Source organism: Geomicrobium sediminis (assembly GCF_016908595.1).
Classification (GTDB): Bacteria; Bacillota; Bacilli; order Bacillales; family Marinococcaceae; genus Geomicrobium_A; species Geomicrobium_A sediminis.
Map to the genome: position 1 here is coordinate 1 of NZ_JAFBEC010000028.1, position 13,721 is coordinate 13,721.

19 protein-coding genes are annotated in these 13,721 nt (G+C 41.1%); 12 read left to right on the top strand and 7 right to left on the bottom strand.

Annotated features, from left to right (window positions below):
- Positions 1-106: 106 nt before the first annotated feature.
- The 4 genes from JOD17_RS20930 to amaP all read right to left on the bottom strand — a co-directional run bounded on the left by JOD17_RS20930 (position 107) and on the right by amaP (position 2,445).
- Entirely contained in the window at positions 107-919 is an 813-nt protein-coding gene (locus JOD17_RS20930) for a serine/threonine protein kinase (RefSeq protein WP_204699868.1), read from the bottom strand.
- A 229-nt stretch (positions 920-1,148) separates the two neighbouring features.
- Positions 1,149-1,631 (bottom strand): Asp23/Gls24 family envelope stress response protein, encoded by a 483-nt coding sequence (locus JOD17_RS20935; RefSeq protein ID WP_204699869.1) that lies wholly within the window; start codon positions 1,629-1,631, stop codon positions 1,149-1,151.
- A 30-nt stretch (positions 1,632-1,661) separates the two neighbouring features.
- Complete coding sequence (locus JOD17_RS20940) at positions 1,662-1,874, bottom strand: DUF2273 domain-containing protein (protein WP_204699870.1); 213 nt, start codon at positions 1,872-1,874, stop codon at positions 1,662-1,664.
- A 13-nt stretch (positions 1,875-1,887) separates the two neighbouring features.
- A complete protein-coding gene (gene amaP / locus JOD17_RS20945; RefSeq protein WP_204699871.1) occupies positions 1,888-2,445 on the bottom strand; it encodes an alkaline shock response membrane anchor protein AmaP in 558 nt (185 codons plus the stop codon).
- Between the two features lie 202 nt (positions 2,446-2,647).
- Between amaP and JOD17_RS20950 the strand changes: the two genes are divergently transcribed.
- The 5 genes from JOD17_RS20950 to JOD17_RS20970 all read left to right on the top strand — a co-directional run bounded on the left by JOD17_RS20950 (position 2,648) and on the right by JOD17_RS20970 (position 7,743).
- The gene (locus tag JOD17_RS20950; RefSeq protein ID WP_204699872.1) at positions 2,648-3,577 is read left to right on the top strand and encodes a manganese-dependent inorganic pyrophosphatase; all 930 of its coding nucleotides are present in this window, start codon (positions 2,648-2,650) and stop codon (positions 3,575-3,577) included.
- A gap of 135 nt (positions 3,578-3,712) precedes the next feature.
- Complete coding sequence (locus JOD17_RS20955; protein ID WP_204699873.1) at positions 3,713-4,462, top strand: DeoR/GlpR family DNA-binding transcription regulator; 750 nt, start codon at positions 3,713-3,715, stop codon at positions 4,460-4,462.
- Positions 4,459-5,400, top strand: a complete 942-nt coding sequence (pfkB, locus tag JOD17_RS20960) for a 1-phosphofructokinase (RefSeq protein WP_204699874.1) — start codon at positions 4,459-4,461, stop codon at positions 5,398-5,400. The genes JOD17_RS20955 and pfkB overlap by 4 nt, the downstream gene beginning before the upstream one ends.
- Complete coding sequence (locus tag JOD17_RS20965) at positions 5,387-7,279, top strand: PTS fructose transporter subunit IIABC (protein WP_204699875.1); 1,893 nt, start codon at positions 5,387-5,389, stop codon at positions 7,277-7,279. Before pfkB ends, JOD17_RS20965 begins: the two co-directional genes overlap by 14 nt.
- Before the next feature lie 98 nt (positions 7,280-7,377).
- Positions 7,378-7,743 carry a hypothetical protein gene (locus tag JOD17_RS20970; RefSeq protein ID WP_204699876.1) on the top strand — a complete coding sequence of 122 codons (366 nt, stop codon included), beginning with the start codon at positions 7,378-7,380 and terminating at the stop codon, positions 7,741-7,743.
- Positions 7,744-7,776: 33 nt separating this feature from the next.
- On the opposite strand, the gene JOD17_RS20975 is transcribed toward JOD17_RS20970, so the two are convergent.
- Complete coding sequence (locus tag JOD17_RS20975; RefSeq protein WP_169966640.1) at positions 7,777-7,929, bottom strand: hypothetical protein; 153 nt, start codon at positions 7,927-7,929, stop codon at positions 7,777-7,779.
- Between the two features lie 274 nt (positions 7,930-8,203).
- Between JOD17_RS20975 and JOD17_RS20980 the strand changes: the two genes are divergently transcribed.
- From JOD17_RS20980 to JOD17_RS20990, 3 genes are all read left to right on the top strand, one after another.
- A complete protein-coding gene (locus tag JOD17_RS20980) occupies positions 8,204-8,434 on the top strand; it encodes a hypothetical protein (RefSeq protein ID WP_169966639.1) in 231 nt (76 codons plus the stop codon).
- A gap of 14 nt (positions 8,435-8,448) precedes the next feature.
- Positions 8,449-8,658, top strand: coding sequence for a hypothetical protein (locus tag JOD17_RS20985; RefSeq protein ID WP_169966638.1), 210 nt, complete (start codon positions 8,449-8,451; stop codon positions 8,656-8,658).
- 77 nt (positions 8,659-8,735) lie between these two features.
- Positions 8,736-9,311, top strand: coding sequence for a GNAT family N-acetyltransferase (locus tag JOD17_RS20990; protein WP_204699877.1), 576 nt, complete (start codon positions 8,736-8,738; stop codon positions 9,309-9,311).
- Positions 9,312-9,340: 29 nt separating this feature from the next.
- On the opposite strand, the gene JOD17_RS20995 is transcribed toward JOD17_RS20990, so the two are convergent.
- Positions 9,341-9,895, bottom strand: a complete 555-nt coding sequence (locus JOD17_RS20995) for a pyridoxamine 5'-phosphate oxidase family protein (protein WP_204699878.1) — start codon at positions 9,893-9,895, stop codon at positions 9,341-9,343.
- Between the two features lie 184 nt (positions 9,896-10,079).
- Between JOD17_RS20995 and JOD17_RS21000 the strand changes: the two genes are divergently transcribed.
- The 3 genes from JOD17_RS21000 (at position 10,080) to JOD17_RS21010 (ending at position 11,850) form a co-directional block, all read left to right on the top strand.
- A complete protein-coding gene (locus JOD17_RS21000) occupies positions 10,080-10,976 on the top strand; it encodes an N-acetylmuramoyl-L-alanine amidase family protein (protein ID WP_204699879.1) in 897 nt (298 codons plus the stop codon).
- A 219-nt stretch (positions 10,977-11,195) separates the two neighbouring features.
- Positions 11,196-11,534, top strand: coding sequence for a DMT family transporter (locus tag JOD17_RS21005; protein WP_204699880.1), 339 nt, complete (start codon positions 11,196-11,198; stop codon positions 11,532-11,534).
- A gap of 1 nt (position 11,535) precedes the next feature.
- Entirely contained in the window at positions 11,536-11,850 is a 315-nt protein-coding gene (locus JOD17_RS21010; RefSeq protein WP_204699881.1) for a DMT family transporter, read from the top strand.
- Positions 11,851-11,897: 47 nt separating this feature from the next.
- Here the strand turns inward: JOD17_RS21010 and JOD17_RS21015 are convergent, their stop codons facing one another.
- Positions 11,898-12,143 (bottom strand): hypothetical protein, encoded by a 246-nt coding sequence (locus tag JOD17_RS21015; protein WP_204699882.1) that lies wholly within the window; start codon positions 12,141-12,143, stop codon positions 11,898-11,900.
- A gap of 368 nt (positions 12,144-12,511) precedes the next feature.
- Between JOD17_RS21015 and JOD17_RS21020 the strand changes: the two genes are divergently transcribed.
- Positions 12,512-13,609 carry a CAP domain-containing protein gene (locus JOD17_RS21020; protein ID WP_204699883.1) on the top strand — a complete coding sequence of 366 codons (1,098 nt, stop codon included), beginning with the start codon at positions 12,512-12,514 and terminating at the stop codon, positions 13,607-13,609.
- Positions 13,610-13,721 lie beyond the last annotated feature (112 nt).

Here is a 13,721-nt window from a genome sequence, read left to right on the forward strand (position 1 = left end):
CTTTAGCGCCGATGGTAATTGGGGGGCAACCCCCTGTGAGCGTAGGACGTTGCCTGGCAAGCGAACACGAAGTTCAAAAGAACTTCGTGTTTTTTTGATCCTTTATTTAATAACCTTGTACAGCTAAGCTGACTTCTACAGCTTTTTTCCAAATCTGATGAAAGTCCTGTACAGATTCAAATCGCTCTGTCGAGTCTTTACTCATGGCACGTTTTGCCACCTTGTGCATCGGACTACCCGCTAAGTTTTGATCTTTCCCTAATACAGAGAAGGCAATTGCACCCATACGGTATACGTTTGTTCGCGTATTTAGCTTCGTGTTTAATGTTAATTCTTCTGGGCTAACAAAAGGGGATGAAGGAAGGACATTTTCCATCTTGTTTATGTGCTCGTTTTTTTCATAATGATCGATGTTGATGATTTTTAATCGTTTGTTCGTCTCGTCATAAATCATACTCGCATTGTTAAAGCCAATGGCTATAAAGCTCTTCTGTTCTACTTTCTCGTGAAAAGTAAAGATTGTTTCGAGCATCTGTAAACGTTCTTGTAGCTCTAGTTTTTCAAAAGGGTAGCGCCAAAGGTTTTCACCTTCTATCCATTCATACTCAAGCATATAGCCGGGGCCTACATCTTCATGGTGCGTTAGCTTAACGAGAGATGGGTGTTTTAGGAACTCATAGCGAAGTTTTGCCTTTTCTAGCTGCTCAACAGCGTCTTCGGGTTTGCCAAAGTAGAGCGCTGTCTTTGCTCCTGCATACTTAATATATCGTTTTACACCGTTACGATTAATACCGAAACAGAGGTAGCCATCGTTTTTGTCTGGGTATACAGCAAAAACCTTTCCAAATTTCTTGATCCAACGAAAATCATGCTTTTCATGTAAGTGAAAGCGAACATCGTCAACGACATGTTCTATCATAGAATAAACCTCCATTGATGCGTTTACCAAAATGTAACATAGTTAACGACGTAACATTAGGTGCAGAGGAGCTATTTTTATTGGCCAACTATAGTCGTAGGAATGATTAGTAAAGGAGACTTTGTATATAGACGCGTAGGGTCGTAACATAGAGACGGCATGTTGATTTCTACTTGCTATTAAAAAAGCCCAAATGAAGGTGGGAACACCTTCATTTGGGCTTTCATGATTATTCGACGCGATCTGTTGTAGAGGTTTGGTTGCTGCGGTTTTCTTTCTCCTCGTATTCTTTGCGTGTGAGTACATCTTCAACGTGCATATTAAATTCAATAACTTCAAGTCCAGTCATTTCCCGAATGGCGTTACTTACATTGTCTTGTACGGTTTGATAGATGGTTGGAATGCTCTTGCCGTATTCAATAATAACATCAATATCGAGGGCGACTTGCTTTTCTCCAACTTCAGCAGAGATGCCCTTTGAAATGTTCTGTGTAGCACCAAATCGTTCGGATAAACCTTCAAAAACACTGCCACTCATTCCGAGAATACCGTCGGTTTGTCTAGTCGCGATTGCGGTTACCTTCTTAATCACTTCGTCATCAAATGTTAGCTTGAATCGATTCACTTCTTGAAGTTCTTGCTCTCGTTGTTCTTGAACTTTGGTACTTTCCTTCTTAGGTTCAGTTCTTTCAGTTTTCGTTGCTTCAGCCATGGACAATCTCTCCTTTATTAGAATTAAAGATTAACGTCTGCGTTGAAATAATGCATTTACATACCCAGCAACATCGATGTCTCCATCAAACCATTTTCCGAGTATGTAACCGACAAATAAGAAGATGAAAACGGTTATTGCGACTGAGAGTCCTACAAAGAAATAAAGTAAGCTAAACAGAATTGCGGCAAGAATGCCGATAATTCGTCCTCTGTACCGAGCGAATACTTCCTTATTGTCCATATTCCCTCCCTCCTTAAACTACTCGTTGTTTTTGACTATTGTCAGGCTCTGGTTCCTTAATGTTCACTTGGACCGTGGAGACAGCGACTTCTAAGAAGTGTTCAACATCTTCTTTTACTGCACGTTGTACTTTAGATGCTAGTTGTTGAACAGGCTCATTTCCGATGACTGAAAAACTGATCGCAATGTCGAGCGACTCTTCTTCTGAGTGAATGCGAGAGCGTATTGTAATCGCCCGAATTCCATCAAAACGTTTGACCGAACGATAGATTGTAGAATCAATGGTTTGTTGTGAAATCGACAATGTCCCGTTTTGCGTACGAACATCTAGTTGTCCTCGAGAACGTGGAGATCCACCCATTCTAAAGCTGCTAAAGAACAAGATTAAGTTAACGAGAGCAATGAAAGAAAGAATACCGATTAATACCCAGAACAACTCTGCTGTATTGGGCCATAATTCGATTTGTAACATTACGCTGTACACATCAAAAATTGATAGAAGTACTGCTGTGACAAGTAGTAGAGTTAAGAAACTGTTTAGCCCAATTATGAATTGGGTGAAACGATTCATGGCTTCACCTCCGTTACTCCATATATACCCCGGACGCCAACTCTGAAACTTGAATTGAATAAACTCTCATGCTTTTTACCTAGATGGGTGGAATAAGTTTTATAAATTCATTTGAATGGTTACTACAAAAAATGTTATTCTCAAAGGTGTGAACAAATCGATGAATGATCTTATATAGAGATAAAACTAGGAGGTTCTACCATTGTCAAAAGCTATTGTTACGGGACATCGTAATCCAGATACAGATTCCATTACTTCTGCGATTGCTTATGCGTATTTTAAGCAGCAAAGAGGTGCTGATGCGATTGCCGTTCGACTTGGAGAGATTAATAAAGAAACGGAATATGCATTAACGCAATTTAATACAGAAGCCCCAGTGCTTGCATCTGATGATGTGGTTGAAGGACGAGAGGAAATCATTCTCGTGGATCATAATGAATTCCAACAAAGCATTGAGAATGTCGAGCGTTTTAAGATTACTGAAGTGATTGACCATCATCGAATCGCGAACTTTGAAACGATGGACCCGCTCTATTATCGTGCTGAGCCTGTTGGCTGTACAGCGACAATTCTTCTTAAAATCTTCAAAGAACATCAAATAGCGATTCCAAAGAATATTGCAGGTCTTATGTTATCGGCAATCATTTCTGATTCTCTCTTATTCAAGTCACCTACGTGTACAGATGAAGATATTGATGCGGCAGAAGAATTAGCTCAACTTGCGGAAGTTGACGCACAAGAATACGGTCTAAACATGCTAAAAGCCGGCGCAGATCTTAGTGAGAAGACCGTGAATGAACTCGTTACACTTGATGCAAAGGAATTTGAAGTCGGGGTTCACCGTTTAGAAATCGCTCAAGTTAATACGGTAGATGTTGAAGATGTCCTCAAGCAGAAGGCTGCAATTGAAGAGCGATTAGATGTAATCGTTCAAGAAAAAGGATTGAAAGTTTTCTTGTTCGTCATTACAGACATTCTGAACAATGATTCAACGATTCTTGCTTCAGGTACCGATCTTGATAAAGTAGAGCGTGCGTTTGAGATGAAGCTGGATGACAATTGTGCATTATTAAAAGGAGTCGTATCCCGTAAAAAGCAAATCGCTCCTGTTCTTATGAAAGAATTCTCATAAACGAAGAAAAGTATCAGCTTAAGCTGGTACTTTTTTTTTTTGAAAGAAATTGAATGTTTATGAATGAAATTGATTGACTGTGAATAATTTTGATTATAAACTGTTTGTAAGCGGTTTCTAAAAGAAGGTGAAACGATGTTATCAATTAAGCGAAAAGAAGCGATCTTAGAAGTTATAAAGAAACAAGATGTTGTTACAATCCAGCAATTAATTGATGCAGTAGTCGCATCCGAATCAACAATTCGACGTGACTTAATCGAATTGGAGAAAGAAGAACAGTTAACACGTGTTCATGGTGGTGCTTCATTACAAAAACGTCGTCATGATGAGCCGAGCATGATTGAAAAGACGACACGTAACAAAGAAGAGAAGCAAGGAATTGCGATGTATGCAGCAAAGGCAGTGCAATCAGGCTCGTGTATTTACCTTGATGCAGGGTCTACAACGTATGAAATGATTCCCTATTTAGCTGATCGAGATCTACTTGTCGTCACGAATGGAATCCAACACGTTCAAACGTTAATGGAATATGGAATTGAGACGTACATCATTGGCGGAAAAGTTAAGTCACAAACGGGCGCTTTAGTTGGAACGAAAGCGGTAGAAAGTTTGCGTTTCTATCGATTTGATTATGCATTTCTCGGAATGAACGGGGTTGCGCTAGATGGATACACCACACCTGATCCTGAGGAAGCGAATGTCAAACAAACAGCGATGGACAATAGCGCGAAATCTTTTGTTTTAGCAGATCATACGAAATTCGATCAAGTCTCGTTTGCATATGTTCAAGCGGTTGAACAAGCGATTATCATCACATCACCGCATACGGATAAGAGTAAGGTGAAATCGTTGGGGAAATTGACGACAATCGAGGTGAGTAGATGATTTATACAGTAACGTTAAATCCCGCCATTGATTACATCGTGAACGTCACAAACTTCGAAACGGGTCGTTTGAATCGATCAGAGGCTGATGATAAGCAACCTGGTGGGAAAGGAATTAACGTATCGAGAGTATTGCAAAGGTTAGGCATTGCATCTACGGCGACAGGCTTTGTTGGAGGGTTTACTGGTGAATATATTCGAAGTGTACTCACGAGTGAAGGCATAGCGGAACGTTTCGAGTCAGTAGATGGCGATACGAGACTCAATATAAAATTAAAGACACTTGAAGAGACAGAAATTAATGGACGTTCTCCGGTAATTACTCAGAAAGATCTTGCCAATCTAGAAGCCTTATTACTAGGGTTAACGAAAGAGGATACCGTTGTTTTTGCAGGCAGTGTACCTGAATCTGTTGATCAGTCTATCTATCATAAATGGATCAAGTTATTAAGTGAACGAGGGGTACGGTGTTATTTAGACGCAAACGGCTCTTCATTAAAGGAAGCGTTAGCGGCGAAGCCGTACTTTGTGAAACCCAATCATCATGAGCTTTCAGAATTGTACAATCGTTCGATTGTAAGTTTAGAAGACGTTTATCAATATGGTTCACTGATCAAACAAGAATACAACATTCCACACGTAATCATTTCAATGGCAAGTCGGGGAGCATTATATTTTGCAGAGGATGAACGCGTATACCACTATCAGCCACCTCGTGGAAACGTCTTAAACTCCGTAGGCGCAGGAGATTCAGTAGTAGCTGGTTTTATTTATGCAAAGCACGTGAATGATGGCGATTTAGACGCTGTACGCTTTGCTGTTGCTTGTGGTTCAGCAAGTGCATTTCAAATGGGATTTTGTGATAAACAAGATGTGATGGAGATGTATCGTAAAACGACAATGAAGAATTGGGAGGAATGTCGTCATGAGGATTACTGAGCTACTTAAGCAAACGACAATTGTCCTTGATGTGAATAGCCAGTCCAAGCAAGAGGTCATTGAAGAATTGATTCAGACGTTGAATGACGCTGGGGCAATTGAAGATACGGATTTGTTTAAAGAAGCGATTCTTCAACGTGAACGCGAAGGTTCAACAGGCATTGGTGAAGGTGTTGCTATTCCTCATGCGAAAAGCAAAGCGGTGACAACGCCTGCTATTGCTTTTGGTCGATCTTCTGCTGGCATCGATTACGATTCATTAGATGGTCAACCTGCACATTTATTTTTCATGATTGCAGCGAGTGAAGGCGCTCACAGTGATCATTTACAAACGTTATCTCGCCTTGCTTCATTATTGATGGGTGCAGAGTTCCGTGATTCACTTTTGCATGCGAGTAGTGAGGAAGAAATTCTATCCATTATTGATGCACAAGATCACAATGAATCTAATCATGATGAAAAGGTAACAGAAGATGCTCCGCAAATCGTTGCGGTTACAGGTTGCCCAACAGGCATTGCGCATACGTATATGGCGGCAGACGGTTTAAAGGATGAGGCGAAACGACAAGGCATTACGATCAAAGTTGAAACCAATGGATCTGACGGGGTACGCAATGCCTTAACAGCTGAGGATATTGAGCTGGCTAGTGCAGTGATCATTGCTGCAGATACGAAAATCGAAAAAGATCGTTTTCATGGAAAGTGTCTCATTGAGGCACCCGTTGCAGCGGGGATTCGAAAGCCAAACGAATTACTTACGAAAGCATTACATCAAGATGCACCCGTATATTACCGGTCCGATCATCGAAATGACCAAGCTGAATCGGGTGGCTCAGCGAATAAAAAAACAGGCTTTGGATTTTACCGCCACCTAATGAACGGTGTTTCGAATATGCTCCCGTTTGTCGTAGGTGGAGGAATTCTCATTGCGCTATCGTTTTTATTTGGAATTAATGCAGCGGACCCTAATGACCCAAGTTATCATCCCATTGCGGAAGCTTTAAGTTCAATTGGTGGCGATCATGCATTTGGACTGATGGTAGCCGTACTAGCAGGATTCATTGCGATGAGCATCGCGGATCGACCTGGATTTGCTCCGGGTATGATTGGTGGGTTCATGGCGACAACTGGGGATGCAGGATTTTTAGGAGGCTTGATTGCTGGTTTTCTTGCGGGGTATGTCATTTTAGGATTGCGTAAGTTGTTCCAGAAGTTACCTTCAACGTTCGATGGCATTAAAACGATTCTACTTTATCCGTTGTTTGGAATTCTTATTGTAGGAATGATCATGCATTTCGTCTTAATTGATCCGTTAAATGCGTTTAATTCCGTATTAGAAAATTGGCTGAACAATATGCAGACAGGTAATATTGTTATCCTAGGCATTATTCTTGGTGGAATGATGGCCGTTGATATGGGAGGTCCAGTAAACAAAGCAGCGTTTACGTTTGGAATTGCGATGATTGACGCTGGCCAGTTCGGGCCACACGCGGCGATTATGGCAGGGGGGATGGTGCCACCTCTTGGAATTGCACTCGCAACGACACTCTTTAAAGGCAAATTTACACAAGAGCAACGGGACGCAGGGAAAACGAATTATATACTCGGCTCGTTTTTCGTCACAGAAGGGGCGATTCCATTTGCAGCTGCTGATCCTGGTCGGGTCATTCCATCAATTATCGTCGGTTCATCAATTGCAGGTGGTTTATCGATGCTCTTTAATGTGACACTTATGGCAGGTCACGGAGGCGTGCTTACGATGTTAACTCCAGCGGTAACGAATACGCTCTTGTATGCAGTTGCCATTATCATCGGAGCAGTGGTGAGCGGTTTGATGATTGGGTTTTGGAAGAAAACAACGCCAGCAGCACATGTCTAATTGTTAGACTCTAGACACATCAACAGAACCGTCTGTTGTGCGTCCCTCAAGGAGCCATGCTACACTGAGTAGAGAATAGGTTAGAGGGGGCAATTGTGTTGAAAGAGAACGTTAAGCCATTACTCGTAACGTCTGCTTTATTTGGTATTCTCGGTGTATTTATGGGTGGCCATCTTGCAGGAGCTGGAGATTATTCATTACGCGCGGTGCACGCACATGCACTTGTTGTTGGGTGGTTGTCTCTATTTAGTTGGGGCATCTATTATCAAATCTTCACATCACAAGGCTGGTTATCAAAGGTCCATACGTGGACAGCGATTATCGGAACGACTGGTTTAGTTATCGGTATGTGGGTGTACAACACAGTCGGTTCAACACTTACGATGATTTCATTTATTGTCGGCGGTACAATCTTAATGATCAGTTATATATTGTTTCTATTCATCGTTATTAAGCAAAAATAACAAGCAGGGATCCCTGCTTGTTATTTTTTTTGATTAATGTTCTTTGAGTACAAGCTCGAGTAAGTCAATTTGTTCATCTATCGCTGTAATTGAAGTTGTCATTTGTAGGTTGTGTAGGGCGGCTGCTTGTTGGCGTAAACGCTCTAATTCACGGGTCATTAGAAAACGTTCCTCTGCATCTAGCATAATCAAGCACCTTTTTCTTATGAAAGTGGTTTACCTATGTATAGTGTACCCATCAATAGTAGACAAAAAACGTTATGGCTTACGAATCTTTTTTTTATTCTTTAATAACAGCTTCTCGCTTTTTTAAACAAATGTTTCATTAAATCTAGAGTTTATCTTAGTAGGCGTATGTGGTTTCTTAAGAAAACGGGCATTAAATTAGGTTGTACTACAGTCGAAAGCAGTGCAGTTGAATCTACTATGTAAGAGCGTTAATGAAAAGGAGGACTGTACTGTGATTATAATTAACTTCTGGAGACGTTGGTTTAACTGGTTGTGCAAAGGCTCGTTTCGCCGCTTATTAAAGCGATTACAAGAAAGCAGTGTTGAAGTCACAACACCATTTGGGGTGACATCAGGTACGTTAGTTGCTGTACGAAAAGATTATATAGTAATCATTGAAAATAGTGATCGGCAAGTATTAATTGCGATTCGGAAGATTGAGACGATCCAGAGCGTTTCATAAAAGGAGGGAAGAAGATGTTTTTTTATCGATTGAAAAAAGAACTCTATTCGAAGTTAGGTACGCGTATTGAAGTAACGACAGATAACAATTTCATTGAAGGCATGCTTATTACTGTTACGAGCGAATATATTGGACTAGAAGTGAACGATGGTTATGGAAGTGGCGATGTCATTTATGTTCGATTACGCGAAATTAATCAAGTGTGGGATCAATCATTCGTGTGATAGAATGAATAGCAAGCTAAGGGAGCGTAAGATATGCATTCGCTCCTTTCTCATTTTTCTATAAGGGAGGGTCACAAATGAAACCGATTATGATTGATTTTCCTGATGAGATGTATACCGAACGATTGTACATAAGAGCTCCGCGTTTTGGTGATGGGGAAGTCGTGTATGAGGCCTTAAAGCATTCACATGAAGCGTTAAAACCTTGGATGCCGTTCGCCCAAGAAGTGCCAATAATGGAAAAAGTCGAAGAGGAAGTTCGTCAAGCACATGTGAGGTTTTTAACGAGGGAAGATCTACGATTGCATATTTTTCATCGTGAAAGTGGTCAGTTTGTAGGATCTACAGGATTACATCGAATCAACTGGAATGTGAGGCGATTTGAAATTGGTTATTGGGTTGATCAACGTCACGAGCGCCAAGGTTATATCACTGAAGCGGTCCAAGGCATTACAACGTTTGCTTTTCAGGAGTTAAAGGCGAATCGCATCGAGATTCGCTGTGATGAATTGAACCGAAAGAGTCGCGCTGTTCCAGAACGATTAGGGTTTACGTTAGAAGGAATCTTACAAAACGACGATGTTGCTCTTCATCAAACGGATGAATTAAGAAATACGTGTATCTATGCGAAAGTCTCAAAAGACACGGAATAAAGCGAGTCGAAACGGTTCTTCGACTCGCTTTATTCCGTAGTTTCATCTTTATGTACGCGTCGACCTGGAAAAAAGGCAATGGCCTCGTCGAGAGGGTTAGCTTTAGCAGTTATCGTTTGTGGATCGATCCGATAGACAGCAGTGGAAGCACCTAAAGAAGATCGATAGTTTTGAACGTGTGATTTACGAACCGCTCGCTCATAATATCCTGGTACGTATTTATCAACCATCATTTGCATCGCTTGAGTCGCCTCATCAAGATCTGTGACTTCTTCAATCTCCCCAAAAATCATCACGCTCATATAAGCCGTATCGGTCTTGGCAGGAACTGGATCGACCATCGTGCCGTATTCATCACAAATTGAAAAGCATGCGTGATTGTTTTCTTTTATAATACGAACCTTTTTCCCTTCGTTTGCACCATGGAAATACAGTTGGTCATTATAATAAGCATAATTCAGCGGTACTACGTAAGGAAAATCACCGTCAGTTACTCCTAAATGTCCAATTCGTGCTTTTGTAATGAATGTCTCGACTTGTGTTTGATCAGAAACGGTTAGTTTTTCGTTGCGAATCGTATTCATTTTAAAGTAAGCTCCCTTCATTTCTGTTAGTTCCTTTAGTGTATGCTGCCTCTGGTCGCATACAAAGGGGCAGAACGTTAAAAAGTCTTAGTGCCAGATTAGAGAAAAATGAGCGAATACCCTACGACAATAGCACGTACAGCAAATGACATTTAGCGTAAAGTAATCAAGAGGAGGTTTTCTTATGCCCAGAATTTTTATTGATCCAGGACACGGAGGTCATGATCCAGGGGCGCAAGGAAACGGTCTGCGTGAAAAGGATCTCGTGTTACAAATTGGATTGAAAGTGCGGGACCTTTTAAGACAAGACTATGAAAATGTCCAAGTGAGCATGAGCCGTACGAACGATACGTTTATTGCTTTGAATGAACGAGCAAGGTTGGCTGTCGCATGGGGAGCGGATGGCTTTGTTTCCATTCATTTGAATGCACATAACGGTTCTTCGAATGGAACAGAAACGTTTATGCATTCGAGCTCAAACCTTCCGGGTCTACGAAATCACTTGCAACAAAATATATTACGTGAGATTAGAGCGTTCGGAAGTGTAACAGATCGAGGGTTAAAGTCTGCGAACTTTGCAGTGTTACGTGGCACATATCAACACATGAGAACTGCGTTAACCGAGTCATTGTTTGTTGATAGTCAGCGAGACGCTGCTTTATTAAAAAGACCAGAAGTGATTGATGCCATTGCGAGAGGGCATGTACTAGGCATTGCTGCTGAATTCCAATTAGTGAAACGTTCGAACCCTAATGGCAATCCGATTGAAGAGGGGTTGATGATTGTGAGAGCGGAAGATTTCCAATGGGCTTCAGGAAAAGAACGCTTCGAAACGGTATTACGTCGTTTTGGAAATCAACGAGAGCAAGAAGCCTACCAGAACAACACATTGAATGTTAGTGATGCGATGGGGGTACTTGCAAAGGCAATTCTTGCGCAACCGAGTCAAACCATACCAGAAACGCATCGCGACGCTTGGGAAGAATTAACGAACCGTGGGATTTTTAATGGTCAGAATCCGAATCATCCATTAACGAGAGCGCAACAAGCAACCGTTATAAAGCGTCTTGAAGAAGAGTAAGTATAAAAGGAGAATGAGCAAATCATTCAGCTCGTTCTCTTACTTTCTGCAAGGTCGGTGACGGGAGTTGACAATAGTTTATTTTGAGGTATACTAAATATGAATGACATTCAGTCATTTATTGAATGTAGTCAGCTGCCTAAGCCGTTTTAAACGGTTTTTTATTTATTATAAAAATGACTGACAGTCATTCATTCATTACTAAAGGAGGAATATCAAATGAGTAAATATTGGATGTATGTCATTTTAACATGTATCTTTGAATTGCTTTGGGTGTTTGGGTTTAATGTGGCAAGTGAATGGTGGCATTGGGCCATTATCATTCCAATCATTTTCGTAGATTTTTATTTTTTAGCAAAAGCGTGTGAAGGATTACCGACAGGAACGGTTTATGCAATTTTTGCAGCAGCGGGAACTGTAGGTACAGCACTTATGGATCTATTTATATTCGGTGGTGCATTTAGCTTGTTAAAAGGATTGTTTATGGGGTTACTCGTTATTGGAGTAATTGCATTAAAGCTTGCAGACCAAAGTTCTGAAGCAGAAGGGGTGGCGTAACATGGGTTGGTTATACGTGAGTATTGCAGCCATTCTAGAAGTGGCTGGGGTAATAGGATTGAAGAAGTTTAGTTCGAACAAAACCATTCAAAATGCCTTGCTATTCTTTGGTGGGTTTGGCGGCTCATTTGTTTTCTTATATGCATCATTTAACTATTTGCAAATGAGCGTCGCTTATGCCGTGTGGATTGGCATTGGTACGGCAGCGGCAGTAGTCGTGAATATGGCTTTTTTTAATGAATCTAAGAGCATAGGAAGAATCATAAGTGTTGTGATCATCGTCATCGGAGTGACAGGCTTAAAGGCTGTTTCATAGCATTGATAACATAAATAAAGACAGTAAGTTCATCTCACTCACTGTCATTATTCATTGACGGTTAAGGCTGCCAACATAATATGGCGGTAAGGAATGATATGAAATTGGTCGCCATCGTCGATAATGACGACTTGATCGGTATTGTTACAATCGATCACCTTTCCAGTAACCGTTTGTTTCACGCCATCATAATAGGTCAATTTCGTATCGACCTGTTGCGCTCTTCCACTAACGAGCGTTTTAGCAATGATTCTCCATTCCTTTGCGCTTACTTTAGGCTCTGCATATAACACCAAACCACCTCCGAATGGACGTCTTCGTTCTTTATTATATACGAACATATGTTCCTTATCAAGTGAGTGTAGGAGTATTCATGAGGAGTTTTAACGATCTGTAGGGGAGAGTCCTATGTTCATAAACTAGACAACGGCTATTTCTCCAATCTCCCTTATAGCGTCTCCTTTACATCCACTTGCTAGTCATTGAAACTGTGTCTTTTTCAAAGATTCTAGATGAAAAAGTAAAACCCTTTCGATGTAGGGAATCGATTTTACAAGATGTGTCACTTAATTTTTTGTTCATCGTATTTTAAAATAAATAGAGTAAGGCTACGATGTAAGATACGACGTCAGGATGTATGGAGCGTGTTGCATTGAATAAAATGCTAAGTACGGCAATACTTTGTATGAGTGTGTTAACTAGCAATTCAATCGCTGCATCGACACAAGAGAACGAGTCGATATGGCAACGGCTAGATGCGGTCATTGAATCATGGATCGGTGAGTTGAACTTGTATGAAGCGATGGAATCATTTAATGACTGGCTAACGGCGATTTTGCCGTTTGATATTGAACAGGATGAACAGGAACGAACAGAGCCTAACCTTCCTGAATTAGATGAGCCAGGTACTCAACAATTTGCCATTCATAATATTGAACTTGGTGATGTAAGAGACGATGTGGAAGCAGAGGTAGGCGAAGTCCAGCGTGCAACGTTAAATGAGTATGGTGTCGATTGGGAAGCCTATCATGAAGATTATCATCAATTCATTATGGTTTCTTACGACGAGCAAGATCAAGTGAGAGCGCTGTTCACGAACCAAGAACTCGTCACTTCGGAATTTGGAATTGAACACGGAAGTTCGAGACAAAGTGTCCAAGATGCGTTAGGTGAACCGCTTGAAGTGATGACAAAGGGGCTCATGCGTTATCAAATTAATAGTAACGGTGAATACGATGTTTACGAACTTGACGGATCTTATGTCACAATTTTTTATGATCAACATCAAGATCAGACCGTAACAGCCATTCAGATTATTGATGAAAGCTTAGAACAACAAAGAAGTGAGTTCTATGCGGATGAAAGCCAAGAGCTAATCGAAGGCTTCGAGTACCAGCTGTTTGACTTAACGAATGCTGCCCGAGTGCAACATGGGCTAAGTGTGCTAACGTGGAGTGAGGACGTACGGGTTACGGCTCGGGATCATAGTGAGGATATGGCTCAGAATGGGTATTTTGATCACAATAATCAAGCAGGACAAACGCCATTTGATCGAATGGAGGAAGATAACATTTCCTTCACACGAGCTGGTGAAAATCTTGCGTACGGTCAAGCGAGTAGTATTTTTGCCCACGAAGGGTTGATGAACTCTCTCGGCCACCGGGAAAATATTGTAGCATCCCAATTTGAACGATTAGGTGTTGGCGTTGCAATAAACGAAGAGAATCAACCGTATTTTACTGAGAAGTTCTATCGATAATTTAGAAACGCACACCGGGTGCCGCACCCCAAAAGTTAGAGTTAAAAACTCACTTTTGGGGTGTTTTGTTTGGTGAAATATAGTGACACATTTAAAGAAAAAGTTGTTTATG

Coding starts and splice junctions, on each gene's coding strand:
- JOD17_RS20930 (WP_204699868.1), bottom strand. CDS start 919: ATGATAGAACATGTCGTTGACGATGTTCGCTTTCACTTACATGAAAAG.
- JOD17_RS21000 (WP_204699879.1), top strand. CDS start 10,080: ATGCCCAGAATTTTTATTGATCCAGGACACGGAGGTCATGATCCAGGG.
- pfkB (WP_204699874.1), top strand. CDS start 4,459: ATGATTTATACAGTAACGTTAAATCCCGCCATTGATTACATCGTGAAC.
- JOD17_RS21010 (WP_204699881.1), top strand. CDS start 11,536: ATGGGTTGGTTATACGTGAGTATTGCAGCCATTCTAGAAGTGGCTGGG.
- JOD17_RS21020 (WP_204699883.1), top strand. CDS start 12,512: ATGCTAAGTACGGCAATACTTTGTATGAGTGTGTTAACTAGCAATTCA.
- amaP (WP_204699871.1), bottom strand. CDS start 2,445: ATGAATCGTTTCACCCAATTCATAATTGGGCTAAACAGTTTCTTAACT.
- JOD17_RS20965 (WP_204699875.1), top strand. CDS start 5,387: ATGAGGATTACTGAGCTACTTAAGCAAACGACAATTGTCCTTGATGTG.
- JOD17_RS20990 (WP_204699877.1), top strand. CDS start 8,736: ATGAAACCGATTATGATTGATTTTCCTGATGAGATGTATACCGAACGA.
- JOD17_RS21005 (WP_204699880.1), top strand. CDS start 11,196: ATGAGTAAATATTGGATGTATGTCATTTTAACATGTATCTTTGAATTG.
- JOD17_RS20985 (WP_169966638.1), top strand. CDS start 8,449: ATGTTTTTTTATCGATTGAAAAAAGAACTCTATTCGAAGTTAGGTACG.
- JOD17_RS20975 (WP_169966640.1), bottom strand. CDS start 7,929: ATGCTAGATGCAGAGGAACGTTTTCTAATGACCCGTGAATTAGAGCGT.
- JOD17_RS20935 (WP_204699869.1), bottom strand. CDS start 1,631: ATGGCTGAAGCAACGAAAACTGAAAGAACTGAACCTAAGAAGGAAAGT.
- JOD17_RS20995 (WP_204699878.1), bottom strand. CDS start 9,895: ATGAATACGATTCGCAACGAAAAACTAACCGTTTCTGATCAAACACAA.
- JOD17_RS20940 (WP_204699870.1), bottom strand. CDS start 1,874: ATGGACAATAAGGAAGTATTCGCTCGGTACAGAGGACGAATTATCGGC.
- JOD17_RS20955 (WP_204699873.1), top strand. CDS start 3,713: ATGTTATCAATTAAGCGAAAAGAAGCGATCTTAGAAGTTATAAAGAAA.